Source organism: Arthrobacter sp. Ms25, from assembly GCF_059090365.1.
Genome location: NZ_JBNHFP010000001.1, coordinates 15,853 through 30,091, shown reverse-complemented (window position 1 = coordinate 30,091; position 14,239 = coordinate 15,853). Strand labels below are relative to the sequence as shown.

Below are 14,239 nucleotides of genomic sequence, written 5' to 3'. Positions count from 1 at the left end.
TTACAGTCCTACCGACGCGAGCAGGTGTCCGACCTCGCCGCGGCCCAGGACGCGGATGCTGCCCTGGCGCTGGTCGCCCAGGCGGATGGGGCCGATCTGGGTGCGCACCAGGCGCTCCACCGGGTGGCCGACGGCCTCGAACAGCCGGCGCACAATGCGGTTGCGTCCGGAGTGCAGGACCACTTCCACCAGGATGTGGCCGGGGGTGGAATCCACCAGCTTGAAGGAGTCGACCTTCTGGAAGCCGTCCTCCAGGTCGATGCCTTCACGCAGCTGGGTGCCGACGCCGGGGCCCATGGGTCCGCGCACCTGCACCAGGTAGGTCTTGGGCACCTCGTAGGAGGGGTGGGTGAGCCGGTTGGTCAGTTCGCCGTCGTTCGTCAGCAGCAGCAGTCCCTCGGTCTCATTGTCCAGCCGGCCCACGTGGTACAGGCGCTCGTGCCGGCTGCTGGGCTTGAGGTAGTCACTGATGCAGGGACGGCCCTCGGGGTCTTCCATGGTGGAAATGACGCCGCGGGGCTTGTTGAAGACGTAATACTTCTGGGTCTCATCCAGCTGCAGGCGCATGCCGTCCACATGGATGGCGACGGTGGCCGGATCCACCCGGACACCGAGCTCGGTCACGACCTCGCCGTCGACCTCGACGCGGCCTTCGGCAATCATCTCTTCGCACACGCGGCGGGAAGCGACGCCTGCGCTGGCCATGACCTTCTGCAGGCGGACGCCTTCGGGGTTGTGGTGTTCGGAGATCACCGGGGGCGCGGGCCGGCGGGTGGCAGAACGGCGCACCGGGCCGAGGTTCTGGCCAAAGCGCTCGTTCTTGAAGGCACGGTCCCCGCTCTTGCGCTGGCCCTGCTGGGGTCCGCCGAACTTGCCGGCACCGGACCGTGCAGCGCCGGGGCGTGCACCCTTGGGGGCGCCGCTGCGGGCACCGGACTTGGGGCCGCCGGACTTGGACGGCGTGTCCCCGAAGGCCTTCACGGCATCGGACTTGAACTTTTCCGGGCGGACCTCGGGGGCGGGACGGTACCCGTTGGCGCGCTCCTCACCCTTCTTCAGCCCGGAGGCGGTCCGGGGACCGCCGGTGCGGGATGACCCGGGCTTGGAGCCGCGGCCGGCGCCCTTGCCGCCGGCGGGGCCGCCGGCACTGCGTCCGCCGCCGCGCGGGGTATTGCGGCCGGATCCGGAACGGGGTGCTGGGGTCATGAGTAAGTCCTTTAGGGTCTAGCGGTTAGTAAGTAGTGTCTTCAAATTCGGCCAGGTTTTCCAGCCCGGGCAGGTGCGGCGCAATCTGCGGAAGCTCGTCGAGGCTGCCCAGGCCAAGCCGTTCCAGGAAGTACGGCGTAGTCCGGTACAGCAGCGAACCCGTCTCGGGTTCGGTGCCGGCGTCGACGATCAATCCACGCTGAACCAGCGTGCGGACCACCGAATCGACGTTTACTCCCCGGATTGCGGAAACCCGGGCCCGGGAGACGGGCTGCCGATAGGCAATCACCGCCAATGTTTCCAGTGCGGCCTGCGACAGCCGTGCACTCTGGCCTTCCAGTACAAACTTCGACACAACGGGCGCGTAGTCGGCGCGGGAGAAAATCCGCCATCCGCCTGCTACGTCGCGGAGTTCAAAACCCCGCGGTGCGCCCTCGGGTCCATCCCCAGTATAGCCGTCATACTCCCGCTGAAGTTCCGTCAGGGCAGCGAGCACTTCCGGCTCCGGTACACCGATCACCGAGGCCAGCAGGGCCGGGGCCGCCGGCTCATCGACCACCATCAGCACTGCCTCCACGGCGGCCTTCACCCCGCCGGGCAGCTCGGTGGGGCCGCTGCCTTCCCCGGTGCCATCTGCCGGTTCCGCAGTCATGGCTGCTCCCCTTCCAGGTCTATGTGTCCAGTTGGCTGATCCCCGCCGCCTGCCTGCGGCCGGTCATATTCGTCCAGCCCGGCGGCAAAACCGGCGTCCGGCGGCGCCGCCCCGGTCCAGCTGACCAGCAGTTCCCCCAGCGGCGTCTCCTGCGCGAAGCTGACGGCTCCGTCCCGGAACAGTTCCAGGAGCGCCAGGAACCGGGCCACCGCAACCGGCCCGTCGGCGTCGGACACCAGGACCGCGAAGGTGGCTGCCCCCTCGTCGGCAAGTCGTTCGGCCAGAATCACGGCCTGCTCCCGGACGCTGGTCTTGGGAGCGTGCAGGTGTCCCAGTCCCACGGCCGTGGGCGGCTCCTCTCGCGGGGCCAGGGCACGGGCGGCGAGATCCGCGAACTGCTGCGGCGTAGTACGCCAGACCAGCTCGGGAAGCATGGCCGCGAAGTGCGGATCCAGTGCCACCTGCCGCGGATAACGCTGCGCTTCGTCCGCCAGGCGTTCCCCCATGAGGCGGGCCATCTCCCGGAACGCCTTGTACTGCAGCAGCCGGGCAAACAGCAGGTCCCGCGCTTCGAGCAGCGCAACGTCTTCTTCATCCTCAACGTCTCCGGCCGGGAGGAGGCGGGCCGCCTTGAGGTCCAGGAGCGTGGCAGCAACAACCAGGAATTCGCTTGCCTCATCGAGGGCTACCTCGGAGTCGGCACCGAAGAGCTCCCGGATGTAGCCCAGGAATTCATCGGTGACGGCAGCCAGGGCAATCTCGGTGATGTCCAGCTCGTGCTTGGAGATCAGATTCAACAGGACATCGAAGGGTCCGGTGAAGTTCACCAGCCGCACTTCGAAGCCGCTGCGGACCGCCGGGTCCGGTGTTGTTACCGACGGACCCGCCGGGTCCGTTTCCGCCTGGCGCGCCGGCTTAGGGCGCGCCGCCGCGGGCAATCAGTTCCTTGGCGAGGCGGCGGTAGGAGTCGGCGCCCGGGTGGTTTCCGGCATAGGAGGTGATCGGCTCGGCGGCAACGGTGGCATCGGCGAACTTGATGGTCCGCTTGATGACCGTTTCGAAGACCTTGTCCCCGAAGGCCTCCACCAGCCGGGAAATAACCTCGCGGCTGTGCAGGGTGCGGGCGTCGTACATGGTGGCCAGCACGCCGTCCACCTGCAGTCCGGGGTTGAGCCGGTCCTGGACCTTCTCGATGGTCTCCACCAGCAGTGCCACCGCGCGCAGGGCGAAGAACTCGCAGATCAGCGGGATGATCACGCCGTGCGCAGCAGTCAGGGCATTCACCGTCAGCAGCCCCAGGGAAGGCTGGCAGTCGATGAGGATCACGTCATAGTCATCCGACACGCGCCGCAGGGCGCGTTCAAGGACCTGTTCGCGGGCAACCTCATTCACCAGCTGCACCTCAGCTGCGGAGAGGTCGATATTGGCCGGCAGCAGGTCGATGTTCTCGATGCTCGTCTCGTGAATCGCCTCGCGGATGTTGACCTTGCGGTCCATCAGCACGTTGTACACGGTGAGGTCCAGTTCGTGCGGATTGGCACCCATTCCGGCGGACAGGGCCCCCTGCGGATCAAAGTCCACCAGGAGGACGCGGCGGCCGGCCTCTGCGAGAGCGGCACCGAGGTTGATGGTGGAGGTCGTCTTCCCGACGCCGCCCTTCTGGTTCACCATTGCGATAATCCGGGCAGGGCCATGGGATGTGAGGACGGGAGGCTCGGGGAATACCGTCAAGGGCCGTCCGGTAGGGCCCATCGCCGACTCGGTTGCGGTTGCGTCCTGCAGAGTCGATGAACTCTGATCGCTGCTCACGTATAAATCCACGCTTCCGTATCTAGCTGTGCTGCGGGCTGTCCTTGTCAAGGTTACAGCCGCGCATCAGCCTTCCCGCGAATCAGGGCCGCGAGGGTCGGCGAGCCTTGACGCTCAAGTAGAACTCGAACGTTGGGCCCGGACCGCGGCGTGCAGGTGCATATCGTGCCAGCCGTCCGCATGCCGCAGGCCGCTGCGCCTGATCCCTTCCAGCTCGAAGCCCGTCTTCCGGGCCGCCCGCCCCACCACCGTCGCGTCCGTGGTGCACACGGCCCAGTCGGCTCCGGTTTCTTCCTCCCAGCGGGTCTTCCAGCGCCGGATCCATTCACGGGCTTCATCCTCTGCATCCATGGTCCGCCGGTTGTAGCGGGCTATGTCGGGTTCCCCGTAGGCCGTGAGCACCACCGCGGAATCGATCTCGGACCAGGGACGCAGGATCAGGCACTCGGCCTCAAGCGCGGGCTGTCCGCTGCGGTTCAGTGTTCCCCGGGGCAGATACGGACCGAGCGCTGTCATGGAAAACCACCGTTGCCTCGAGCGGAAAGGAAGCACCATTATGCACGTTCGTCATCCCGGCACGGCGGCGGCCCTGAAAAAGGAAAGCGTCCCGCCCCCGGTGTAACGGGGACGGGACGCATTTCCTTGGCGCAGCCGTTGCGACGCACATGGTTCCTGGCTAACGCCGGGCCTCTCCGGCAGTGCCGGCGACCGCGGTGCTGCCGGCCGGGCCGGGAACCGTGGCTGCCAGTTCGGCGGACTCCTCCGTCTGGCGCGGCTCGTCCGTCCCGGCGTCGAGGTTCATGCTTGCCTCGTCAAACGGACGCTTACGGTCCAGGACGGCGTTGACCTGGTCCTTATCGATTTCCTTGGTCCAGGTACCGATCAGGACCGTGGCGACGGCGTTGCCGGTGAAGTTGGTCAGCGCGCGGGCCTCGGACATGAAGCGGTCAATGCCGACGATCAGGCCCACGCCTTCGATCAGGTCGGGACGGTGGGACTGCAGGCCGCCGGCCAGGGTGGCCAGGCCGGCGCCGGTGACACCGGCGGCACCCTTCGACGCGATGATCATGAAGACCAGCAGGGAGATCTGCTCACCCAGCTCCAGCGGCTTGCCCATGGCCGAGGCCACGAACAGGGCGGCCATGGTCAGGTAGATGGCGGTGCCGTCAAGGTTGAAAGAGTAGCCGGTGGGTACGGTGACGCCGACCACGGGCTTGGAAACGCCCAGGTGTTCCATCTTCGCGATCAGGCGGGGCAGCGCCACCTCGGAGGACGAGGTGGAGAAGATGAGCAGGTATTCCCGGCCCAGGTACCGCATGAGCTTGAAGATGCTGAACCCGGTGACGAGCTTGAGCAGGCCGCCCAGGATGACGACGATGAAAAGGATGCAGGTGATGTAGAAGGCGACCATCAGGGTTGCCATGCTCACGATGGCCTGGATGCCGGTTTCGCCGACGACGGCGGCAATGGCACCGAAGGCTCCGATCGGGGCCAACCACATGATCATCATCAGGATGCGGAACACCAAGGCCTGGATGTAGCCGATGCCCTTGAGCACGGGGGCCCCGGCAGGGCCCATCTTCTGCAGCGCGAATCCGACCAGCAGCGCCACAAACAGGGTCTGCAGGATCGACTCGCCGGTGAGGGAGGCCAGCAGCGTGGTGGGGATGATACTCAGGAGGAAGCCGGTCATGCCTTCGCCTTCCTCCGGTGCGGCGGGGGCGGCGTCGCCCGCGGACTGGAGGTCCAGGCCCTCGCCCGGGTGGATCAGGTTGCCCACCACGAGGCCGATGGCCAGGGCGAAGGTCGACATGATGATGAAGTAGCCCAGCGCGAGCCCGCCCACCTTGCCGACGGTGGCGGCTTTGGCGATTGATCCGATGCCTAGGACAATGGTGCAGAAGATGACCGGAGCGATCATCATCTTGATGAGGTTAATGAACCCCGTCCCCAGCGGCTTCAGTGATTTGGCGAATTCCGGAGCCAGGAGGCCGATAACGGCACCGAGCACAACCGCTGCAATCACGGCGATGTAGAGGAAATGTGTTCTGTCCGGCTTGCGGTTCTTCTGTGAACCGGCGTGCGGGTTGGCGGCTGCTGCCATGGCGGTACTCCTTGTTGCAAATGGTCGGCTTCCATCTTCCGTGGTGATGTGATGACAGTCACCCTTGTGTTCATACTGTTCTCAAGGTAACCCCTTACGCCGTTCGCGAATCGCAAATCAAAGGATCGAAAGTGCAACGAGGCAGCCTGGCCGGCCGGCTGTTCCTGGCCCAGCTCGCCTTCATCCTGTGTGTCTCGGGCGGAATTGCCTGGGGGCTGTACCAGCAGGCGGAAGAAAACACCTATGAGGAAACGCGCTCGCGGATGCTGGCCGTGGCCGGCACAGTTGCCACGGGAAGCGCGGTCCGCACCGCCGTCGACTCCCCCGATCCGTCCGCCCTGCAGGGCTACGCCCGCGAGGTCATGGACCGGGTGGGCGTGGATTTTTTGACCATCATGGATACCGACCGCACCCGGTTTACGCACCGCAACCCGGAACAGATCGGCAAGCCCTACATCGGTTCCGTGGAGCCGGCCCTGGCGGGGGAAAGTTTCACGGAAACCTATACGGGCACGCTCGGACCCTCGGTCCGCGCCATCACTCCCGTATACGACGACGCCGGCACCATCACTGCGCTGGTGGCCGCGGGCATCACGGTGGACCGGGTGGGCATTGCCCGCGACGCACGGCTGCCGGAACTGTTTGCCATTGATGCAGCAGCCCTGGCGGTGGGCGCCGTCGGTTCCTACCTGCTCAGCCGCTATCTGCGGCGGGCCACCCACGGGCTTGGCCCCGCGGAACTGACCCACATGTACGCTTTCTTCGATTCGGCCCTGCACTCGGTACGCGAGGGGCTGCTGCTGTTCAACGACCGGGGACAGCTGGTCCTCTACAACGACGAAGCCGCAGTCCTGCTCGGCCTGCCGCCCGCCGATACCTCCGCGGCACACCATGCCCTGCCGGATCTTCCCGGCCCGCTGGCATCCCTGCTGCGATCCGGCCGGGATGCCCGGGAGGAGATCCACCTCACCGGCGACCGCGTCCTGGTGGTCAACCAGTCGGCGGCGATGTCCGCCGGGCCGCACCCGCGGCGGTTCGGCACCGTCACCACACTGCGGGACCATACGGATCTCGAATCCCTGACCGGTGAACTTGCCTCAATGCGCACCCTCGCCGATGCCCTCAGCGCGCAGGCCCACGAACACGCCAACCGGGTGCACACCCTGGCGTCACTGATCGAGTTGGGCCGCAGCGACGAAGCCCTCCGTTTTGCCACCGCTGACCTGGAACAGTCCCAGCAGCTCAACGACGAAGTGCTGGCCGCAGTGGAGGAACCGGCCGTCACGGCCCTGCTGATGGGCAAGGCGGCGCAGGCCCGCGAGCGCGGCATCGGACTGGACATCGAGGTGGAGCCGGACGCAGGCCGGTTCGGCGGAGCCGGCCTGGAGCCGGTGGAACTGGTGACGATCATCGGAAACCTGCTGGATAACGCGTTCGACGCCGCGGAGGGCTCCGTGCGCCTGTACCTGGGCAGCGGAGAAGGCCAGCTGCTCATCGAAGTGCAGGACGACGGTCCCGGCGTGGACACCTCAATACTCGAACATATATTCGAACAAGGGTTCAGCACCAAGGAGCTCCCCGAGTCGAGGGTGCTTTCCGGGCGCGGGATCGGGCTCGCCCTGGTCCGCCAGTCCGTCACGCGGCTGGGTGGAAGCATCCAGGTGCTCGGCGGCCCGGGTGCGTGCTTCAGCGTGGAGCTGCCCCTGCCGGCCCCGGCCCCGCTCCCCCTCGCCGGGGCGCCGTCATGACCCGGCACTCCCCCGCCATCGGCGTGCTGGTGGTCGAGGACGAAGCGATTCCCGCCGAGGCCCATGCCGAGTATGTCCGCCGGGTGCCGGGCTTTCGGCTGGCAGGCATTGCCCGCACCGGCGCCGAGGCCCTGGAAGCGCTCAAGGACGCCGAGTCAGCGCCGCCCGGAAGCGACGCCGAAATCGGGTTGGTGCTGTTGGACATGAACCTGCCGGACCTGCACGGGCTGGACCTGCTGCGCCGGATCCGCGGAGCGGGGCTGCCCGTGGACGTCATCGCCGTTACCGCTGTCCGGGACCTCGCGGTGGTCCGCAGCGCGATGTCCGGCGGCATCGTCCAGTACCTGATCAAGCCGTTTACCTTTTCGGCGTTCAGCACCAAGCTCACCGCCTACGCCGAGTACCGGCGCCGGATGGCCGAGCAGGCAGCATCCACCACCCAAAGCGAGGTTGACAGCGCCTTTGCCGCCCTCCGTCCAGCCGAGGCGGGCCAGCTCCCCAAGGGCCTGTCCCCGGCAACACTCGAGGCCGTCGCGGACCTGCTCAAAGGCGCCCGGGCCCCGCTCTCCGCCACCGAGGCCGCCGAATCGCTGGCCATGTCCCGGATCACCACCCGCCGCTACCTGGAGTATCTGGCGGACCAGCAGTCGGTGCTGCGCTCGCCGAGGTACGGCACCAGGGGCCGGCCCGAGCTGGAGTACAGCTGGCGCCGGTAAGGCTGTCTGATGCCCCGGCCTGGCTCAACGGTCCGTGTATTGCCTGGGAAGCGCTTGTGGAAGCGTGCACCCGCCGTTACCCTCGGGCACAGTCGTCGCTCGATGAGACGCATGGTCATAGACAAGGGAGTCGTGATGGCACGTGCAATCCGGCAGGGTCCGCAACGGAAGACAACCCATATGAGGGCCGGCGTGTTGGTTGCTGCGGCCTGTCTGGTGCTCACCGGAGCAGGCTGCGGCTCGGGCGTGGAGACCGCCGGCGGTGATGAGCAGATCAAGATTGGTCTCGTTACCAAGACCGATTCCAATCCGTTCTTTGTAAAGCTGCGTGAATCCGCCGCCGTAGAAGCAGATGCTGAGGGGGCCGAATTGATAGCGCTCGCCGGCAAGTTTGATGGGGACAACGAGGGCCAGGTCGCTGCCATCGAAAACCTCGTCAGCCAGGGCGTCAAGGGGATCCTGATTACCCCCAACTCGTCCACCGGCATTCTGGACGCCATCGATAAGGCGCGGCAGGCAGGTGTCATTGTGATTGCCTTGGATACCGCAACCGACCCCGAGGACGCTGTTGACGCAACCTTCGCCACAGATAACCTGCAGGCCGGAGTATTGCAGGGCAGCTGGGTCAAAGGTGCCCTCGGCGAAGCCCCGCCCCAGGTGCTCATGCTGGACGGCACGCCGGGAGGAACAGTGGACACTTTCCGTCATGACGGTTTCCTCAAGGGCATGGGGCTAACGGAGAGCTCACCCGAAATCCTGGGAATGGAAAGCACCAACGGTGACCAGACCAAGGCCCAGACTGCTATGGAGAATCTGCTTCAGCGCGAGCCGGATGCCAACGCCTTGTACACAATCAACGAGCCCGCTGCGGCCGGTGCGTACCAGGCAATGGAGTCCGCCGGCAGGGAGGATCAGATCACCGTGGGTTCCATCGACGGCAGCTGCACAGGCGTGAAGAACGTGCAACAGGGAGTTATCGGAGCAACCGTGATGCAGTTTCCTGCCAAGATGGCGTCCGAAGGCGTCAAGGCTGTTGTTGCTTACGCGGAGGATGGCACAAAGCCCTCCGGATTCGTGGATACAGGTGCGGAGGTCATCACTGATGCACCGGTTGAAGGTGTCGATTCCAAGGACACAGCCTGGGGACTGGAGAACTGCTGGGGCTGAAGATTCGTCCGCCAAGCGCTCGACGTCCTGGAGGTAGTCCATGAGTACTAAGAATCCGGCGCCGCCGCTGACTACTCCCCGCCCCGCCAACCAGCGGACGGTTCAGCTCACGAATCTACTGCGGCAACCGCTGGTCGGCCCGCTGGCCGCACTGCTACTCGCCGTCGTCGTCTTCTCCCTCATCACTGACACGTTCCTGACGTCCTACAACCTCTCGCTGATCCTGCAGCAATCCGTGGTGGTGGGCATACTGGCGGCGGCGCAGACTCTGGTTATCCTGACCGGCGGCATCGATCTGTCCATCGGTGCGGTGGCTGTCCTGGGGACGATCGTTATGGCAAAGATCGGGACCGTGCACGGACCATGGATAGGGTTGCTCGCCGCCGTGACGGTCTGCGTGGCGGCGGGAACCATCAACGGAGCCTTGGTCACGGTGCTGAAACTGCCGCCGTTCATCGTAACGCTAGGTACCTTTACGGCAATCTATGCTGCCACTCAGCTTTACGCCGGGTCACAGACCTACCCGGTCCGGGACGAGCCGCTGACCTTCCTCGGCAACAGCATCGGCCGGGGTGCGTTCTCGACGACCTATGGCGTGATCGCCATGCTGGTTGTCTATCTGGCCGTCTGGTACGCCCTGACTCAGACAGCCGGCGGACGGCATGTCTATGCGGTGGGCGGCAACGCAGAAGCGGCGCGGCTCGTCGGCATCAAGTCGGACCGGACGCTGTTGTTCGTCTACATGACCGCGGGGCTTATCGCGGCGGTGGGTGCCTGGGCCGCTTTGGGACGCATCCCCAACGCAGACCCGAACGCCTTCCAGAACGCGAATCTGGAGACCATCACCGCCGTGGTGATCGGTGGAACCAGCCTCTTCGGGGGGCGGGGCAGCATCATGGGCACGCTCATTGGCATGCTGATTGTCAGCGTGCTGCGCAGCGGCCTGACCGCAGCCGGGGTAGATGCCCTCTATCAGAACGTCGCAACAGGCGTGCTGGTGATTGCGGCCGTTGCACTGGACCAGTTCGCCAGGAGGAAGACAGGTTGACGCAGCAAATCAACTCTCCGGTGCCGGAACAGCGTTCCATCACGCCGGTTCTGGAAGCACGCGGCTTAGTGAAGCGCTATGGAAGCGTGACCGCCATCAACGGTGCCGATTTCGAGCTGAGACCGGCGGAGGTGCTGGCCGTGATCGGTGACAACGGAGCGGGGAAGTCCAGCCTGATCAAGGCTCTGGCCGGAGCTCTGGTACCGGATAACGGCGAGATTCTCATGGACGGCAAGCCGGTCCGCTTCCACAACACGCTCGACGCCCGGGACGCCGGGATCGAGACCGTTTATCAGGACCTTGCCGTAGTGCCGGCGCTGGACATAGCGAGCAACGTCTATCTGGGGCGGGAAATGCGGCGGAAGGGGATTATGGGATCGGTCTTCCGGCAGCTGGATAAGAAAGCCATGCAGGAAAAAGCACTGCAGCACCTGACGGACTTGAAGGTCAACATCAAATCCGTACGGCAGGCGGTGGAGACTCTTTCCGGCGGCCAGCGCCAGGGCGTCGCGGTAGTACGCACCGCGGCATTCGGCCGCCGCGTCATCATCATGGACGAACCAACCGCCGCCTTGGGCGTCAGGGAGTCAGGAATGGTGATTGACCTGATCCGGCAGATACGGGACCGAGGCCTTCCCGTGGTTCTGGTCAGCCACGATATGCCGAACGTCTTCGAGGTCGCGGACCGGATCCATATCCACCGCCTCGGCCAGCGCGCGGCCGTCGTCGACCCGCGGGAACGGAACATGTCCGAGGTAGTGGCACTGATGACGGGTGCTGCGGCGCCGACCCCGCTGGAGCGCGAGGGTGGCGCCTGAGGTGCCGCTGGGGGTCTTTGCAGGTCTGGCAACCCTCGATGTCATCCAGCAGGCTGACAGGATCCCGGGGCCGAATGAGAAGATTACCGGGAGCTGGCAAACGATGGCCGCCGGCGGCCCCGCCGCTAACGCAGCGGTGATCTTCGCCGCGCTGGGCGGAAAGGCCCGGCTGCTGACCGCCCTTGGCTCCGGCCCGGCTGCACGCCTGGTGCGGGCGGACCTGGAAAACTACGGGGTCGAAATCGTCGAGGTCGGCCCGCAGACAGGGGACGCGGCCGTCTCATCCGCGATCATCAACGCGACAACGGGAGAACGTTCCGTGGTGTCCACCGATGCAGCCGGACGGAGCGTGCCGGCACCGGGTCACCTGGATCAGCTGCTGTCCGGCGCGGACGTAGTCCTTCTGGACGGACACCATCCCGTGTTGATGGCGACCGTCTCCCGCGAGGCTGCGCGACAGCACATACCGGTGGTCCTGGATGCGGGCCGCTGGCGGCCTGTCACAGAGGAACTGCTGCCATCCGCACGCGCGGTGATCTGCTCGGCTGACTTCCGGGTTCCGGGAACCCGAGGTGTCGCCGAAAGTGCTGCTGCCGTCGCCGCACGCGGCGCGGATACGGTCGCGGTGACTCAGGGCGCCGGCCCGATCCTCTGGTGGGAGAAAGGGCGCTCCGGGCAGGTAACGGTGCCAACCGTCAAGGCGGTGGACACCCTTGGAGCCGGTGACTTTTTCCATGGGGCATTCTGTTGGTTTTTGGCACACCCGTGGCTTCACACAGAAGAACTGCTTGCCGCCGCTGCCGAAATCGCTGCGCTGCGCTGCACGCGGCTGGGACCCCGGGGATGGTTGCAGGACCTGCAGACCCTGGGGCATGCCTCCGTGCTTCGTAGCAGGGCCCCTGCCCCAGAACAGCCGGCGGATTGATCCCCCCCGTTATTCCCGGCCTACTTCACCGGGCGCAGCACAGCGGTCAGAGCGTCCAGCACGCCGGGGTCCTCGATGGTGGAGGGCACGGTGTGCGGAACGCCGTCGGCGATCTGGCGCATGGTCTTGCGCAGCACCTTCCCGGACCGGGTCTTGGGCAGGGCATCGACTACGTACACGTCCTTGAAATCCGCCACCGGGCCGATCTGCGAGCGCACCCGTTCCACCAGTTCGGCGCGCAGCACGTCCATGTCCACCTCCGCTCCGGCTTTCAGCACCACGTAGCCGGAGGGCCGCTGGCCCTTCACCGGATCGGCAATGCCGATCACCGCCGCTTCGGCCACGGCCGGATGGGAGCCCACGGCCTGCTCCATGGCTCCGGTGGAGAGCCGGTGGCCGGAGACGTTGATGACGTCGTCGGTGCGGCCCATCACGAACACGTAGCCGTCCTCGTCCACGTAGCCGGAGTCTCCGGTGGCGTAGTAGCCGTCGAAGACCTCCAGATAGGCGCCCCGGTAGCGTTCATCACTGCCCCACAGGGTGCGGAGGGTGCCCGGCGGCAACGGCAGTTCCAGGGCAATGTTCCCCTCGGTGCCCGGCGGCACCGGCTTCCCGTCCGGCCCGAGCACGCGTACCGCAAACCCGGGCACCGGGACGGTGGGCGATCCGGCCTTGACCGGCAGTTCCTCCAGCCCTACGGGGTTGGCGCAGATCGCCCAGCCGGTTTCGGTCTGCCACCAGTGGTCGATCACCGGCACTCCGAGGGCGGCCTGTGCCCACTCCAGCGTGGCGGGGTCCAGGCGCTCGCCGGCGGCGAAGAGGTGCCGCAGCCGGGAGAGATCGTACTTGCCCGGTTCGTCGGCGCCGGGGTCGGCCTTGCGGATGGCCCGCAGCGCGGTGGGGGCGGTGAACAGGACGTCGACGCCGTGCTCCGCTGCCACCCGCCAGAACGCGCCGGCGTCAGGGGTGCCCACCGGCTTGCCCTCGTACAGCACCGTGGTGGCTCCGGCGATCAGCGGGCCGTAGACGATGTAGGAGTGGCCCACCACCCAGCCGACGTCCGAAGCGGTCCACATGACCCGCCCCGGGCCCACGCCGTAGATGTTTTCCATGGACCACGCCATGGCCACCGCGTGGGAGCCGTTGTCCCGCACCACGCCCTTGGGGGATCCGGTGGTGCCTGAGGTGTAGAGGATGTACAGCGGATCGACCGCAGCCACCGGAACCGGCCCGGCGGGCACGGCCTCTGCGGCGAGCGCGTCCCAGTCATGCCAGGCGGCCCCGCCGGTGCCGTCGAATTCCTCGCGGGCAGCGGCGAAGCCCGGACGTTCGGCGACGACGACGGCGGCCACCTTGTGGGTGGCGGCTTCCAAAGCCTCGGCTACGGCGGGGAGGTATTCCACGGCCCGCCGAGGCTCGAGTCCGCCGCTGGCGGTGACGATGACCGTGGGTCCGGCGTCGTCGATCCGGGCCGCGAGTTCGCGCGGGGCAAATCCGCCGAACACCACGGAATGAACCGCGCCCAGCCGGGCGGACGCCAGCATCGCGATCACCGCTTCGGGAATCATCGGCAGGTAGATAACCACCCGGTCCCCCGGGCCCACGCCGAGCCCGCGCAGCACTCCGGCGAACCGTTCCACTTCGGCGAGGAGTTCGCCGTAGGTGTAGGTGCGGGTTGTGCCGAGCATGGCGGAGTCATAGATGAGGGCTGCGGTGTCCCCGCGGCCCGCGGCGACGTGCCGGTCCAGGGCGTTGAAGGAGGTGTTGAGTTCCGCCCCGGGATACCAGGAGTACAGCGGCGCCTTCGAATCCTCGAGGGCGCGCGACGGCGGCTTGTTCCAGTCCACCAGGGCGGCGGCTCCCAGCCAGAAGCCTTCCGGATCGGTACTGCTGCGGGCATAGGCCCGTTCGTAGGCTCCGGTGCTCTGCGCGTCCATGAATCCTCCTTGATTCCGGTGGGACCCCGCCATGGTCATGGGTGCTTAACGCTTCCACAAGGGCGGTTGTGTATACAGCGACGCCGTCTAGGTGCCGGCTGTGCGTCCA

At 66.5% G+C, this 14,239-nt stretch carries 13 protein-coding genes; 6 read left to right on the top strand and 7 right to left on the bottom strand.

Going from position 1 to position 14,239, the window contains the following annotated elements; all coding sequences use genetic code 11:
* From AC5RT8_RS00135 to AC5RT8_RS00110, 6 genes are all read right to left on the bottom strand, one after another.
* A complete protein-coding gene (locus AC5RT8_RS00135) occupies positions 1-1,206 on the bottom strand; it encodes a pseudouridine synthase (protein ID WP_494093685.1) in 1,206 nt (401 codons plus the stop codon).
* A gap of 25 nt (positions 1,207-1,231) precedes the next feature.
* Positions 1,232-1,858, bottom strand: coding sequence for an SMC-Scp complex subunit ScpB (scpB, locus tag AC5RT8_RS00130; protein WP_494093684.1), 627 nt, complete (start codon positions 1,856-1,858; stop codon positions 1,232-1,234).
* On the bottom strand, positions 1,855-2,796 hold the full coding sequence (locus tag AC5RT8_RS00125) for a segregation and condensation protein A (RefSeq protein ID WP_494093683.1): 942 nt from the start codon (positions 2,794-2,796) through the stop codon (positions 1,855-1,857). Before AC5RT8_RS00125 ends, scpB begins: the two co-directional genes overlap by 4 nt.
* On the bottom strand, positions 2,774-3,667 hold the full coding sequence (locus AC5RT8_RS00120) for a ParA family protein (RefSeq protein ID WP_494093682.1): 894 nt from the start codon (positions 3,665-3,667) through the stop codon (positions 2,774-2,776). Before AC5RT8_RS00120 ends, AC5RT8_RS00125 begins: the two co-directional genes overlap by 23 nt.
* A gap of 114 nt (positions 3,668-3,781) precedes the next feature.
* Positions 3,782-4,183 (bottom strand): GNAT family N-acetyltransferase, encoded by a 402-nt coding sequence (locus tag AC5RT8_RS00115; protein WP_494093681.1) that lies wholly within the window; start codon positions 4,181-4,183, stop codon positions 3,782-3,784.
* A gap of 160 nt (positions 4,184-4,343) precedes the next feature.
* Positions 4,344-5,771: a cation:dicarboxylate symporter family transporter gene (locus AC5RT8_RS00110; RefSeq protein WP_494093680.1), complete on the bottom strand. Its 1,428-nt coding sequence runs from the start codon at positions 5,769-5,771 to the stop codon at positions 4,344-4,346.
* A 131-nt stretch (positions 5,772-5,902) separates the two neighbouring features.
* Between AC5RT8_RS00110 and AC5RT8_RS00105 the strand changes: the two genes are divergently transcribed.
* The 6 genes from AC5RT8_RS00105 (at position 5,903) to AC5RT8_RS00080 (ending at position 12,193) form a co-directional block, all read left to right on the top strand.
* Entirely contained in the window at positions 5,903-7,519 is a 1,617-nt protein-coding gene (locus tag AC5RT8_RS00105; RefSeq protein ID WP_494093679.1) for a sensor histidine kinase, read from the top strand.
* The gene (locus tag AC5RT8_RS00100) at positions 7,516-8,235 is read left to right on the top strand and encodes a response regulator (protein WP_494093678.1); all 720 of its coding nucleotides are present in this window, start codon (positions 7,516-7,518) and stop codon (positions 8,233-8,235) included. The genes AC5RT8_RS00105 and AC5RT8_RS00100 overlap by 4 nt, the downstream gene beginning before the upstream one ends.
* A 135-nt stretch (positions 8,236-8,370) precedes the next feature.
* The gene (locus tag AC5RT8_RS00095) at positions 8,371-9,402 is read left to right on the top strand and encodes a substrate-binding domain-containing protein (RefSeq protein ID WP_494093677.1); all 1,032 of its coding nucleotides are present in this window, start codon (positions 8,371-8,373) and stop codon (positions 9,400-9,402) included.
* Between the two features lie 40 nt (positions 9,403-9,442).
* Positions 9,443-10,450 (top strand): ABC transporter permease, encoded by a 1,008-nt coding sequence (locus tag AC5RT8_RS00090; RefSeq protein WP_494093676.1) that lies wholly within the window; start codon positions 9,443-9,445, stop codon positions 10,448-10,450.
* Positions 10,447-11,268, top strand: coding sequence for an ATP-binding cassette domain-containing protein (locus AC5RT8_RS00085; RefSeq protein ID WP_494093675.1), 822 nt, complete (start codon positions 10,447-10,449; stop codon positions 11,266-11,268). The genes AC5RT8_RS00090 and AC5RT8_RS00085 overlap by 4 nt, the downstream gene beginning before the upstream one ends.
* The gene (locus tag AC5RT8_RS00080; RefSeq protein WP_494093674.1) at positions 11,258-12,193 is read left to right on the top strand and encodes a PfkB family carbohydrate kinase; all 936 of its coding nucleotides are present in this window, start codon (positions 11,258-11,260) and stop codon (positions 12,191-12,193) included. The genes AC5RT8_RS00085 and AC5RT8_RS00080 overlap by 11 nt, the downstream gene beginning before the upstream one ends.
* 20 nt (positions 12,194-12,213) lie before the next feature.
* On the opposite strand, the gene AC5RT8_RS00075 is transcribed toward AC5RT8_RS00080, so the two are convergent.
* A complete protein-coding gene (locus AC5RT8_RS00075; RefSeq protein WP_494093673.1) occupies positions 12,214-14,130 on the bottom strand; it encodes an AMP-binding protein in 1,917 nt (638 codons plus the stop codon).
* Between the last annotated feature and the right edge of the window lie 109 nt (positions 14,131-14,239).

Excerpts from the sequence above, each read along its gene's own strand:
- AC5RT8_RS00135 (WP_494093685.1), bottom strand. The coding sequence starts at position 1,206 with ATGACCCCAGCACCCCGTTCCGGATCCGGCCGCAATACCCCGCGCGGC.
- scpB (WP_494093684.1), bottom strand. The coding sequence starts at position 1,858 with ATGACTGCGGAACCGGCAGATGGCACCGGGGAAGGCAGCGGCCCCACC.
- AC5RT8_RS00115 (WP_494093681.1), bottom strand. The coding sequence starts at position 4,183 with ATGACAGCGCTCGGTCCGTATCTGCCCCGGGGAACACTGAACCGCAGC.
- AC5RT8_RS00110 (WP_494093680.1), bottom strand. The coding sequence starts at position 5,771 with ATGGCAGCAGCCGCCAACCCGCACGCCGGTTCACAGAAGAACCGCAAG.
- AC5RT8_RS00100 (WP_494093678.1), top strand. The coding sequence starts at position 7,516 with ATGACCCGGCACTCCCCCGCCATCGGCGTGCTGGTGGTCGAGGACGAA.
- AC5RT8_RS00095 (WP_494093677.1), top strand. The coding sequence starts at position 8,371 with ATGGCACGTGCAATCCGGCAGGGTCCGCAACGGAAGACAACCCATATG.
- AC5RT8_RS00090 (WP_494093676.1), top strand. The coding sequence starts at position 9,443 with ATGAGTACTAAGAATCCGGCGCCGCCGCTGACTACTCCCCGCCCCGCC.
- AC5RT8_RS00075 (WP_494093673.1), bottom strand. The coding sequence starts at position 14,130 with ATGGACGCGCAGAGCACCGGAGCCTACGAACGGGCCTATGCCCGCAGC.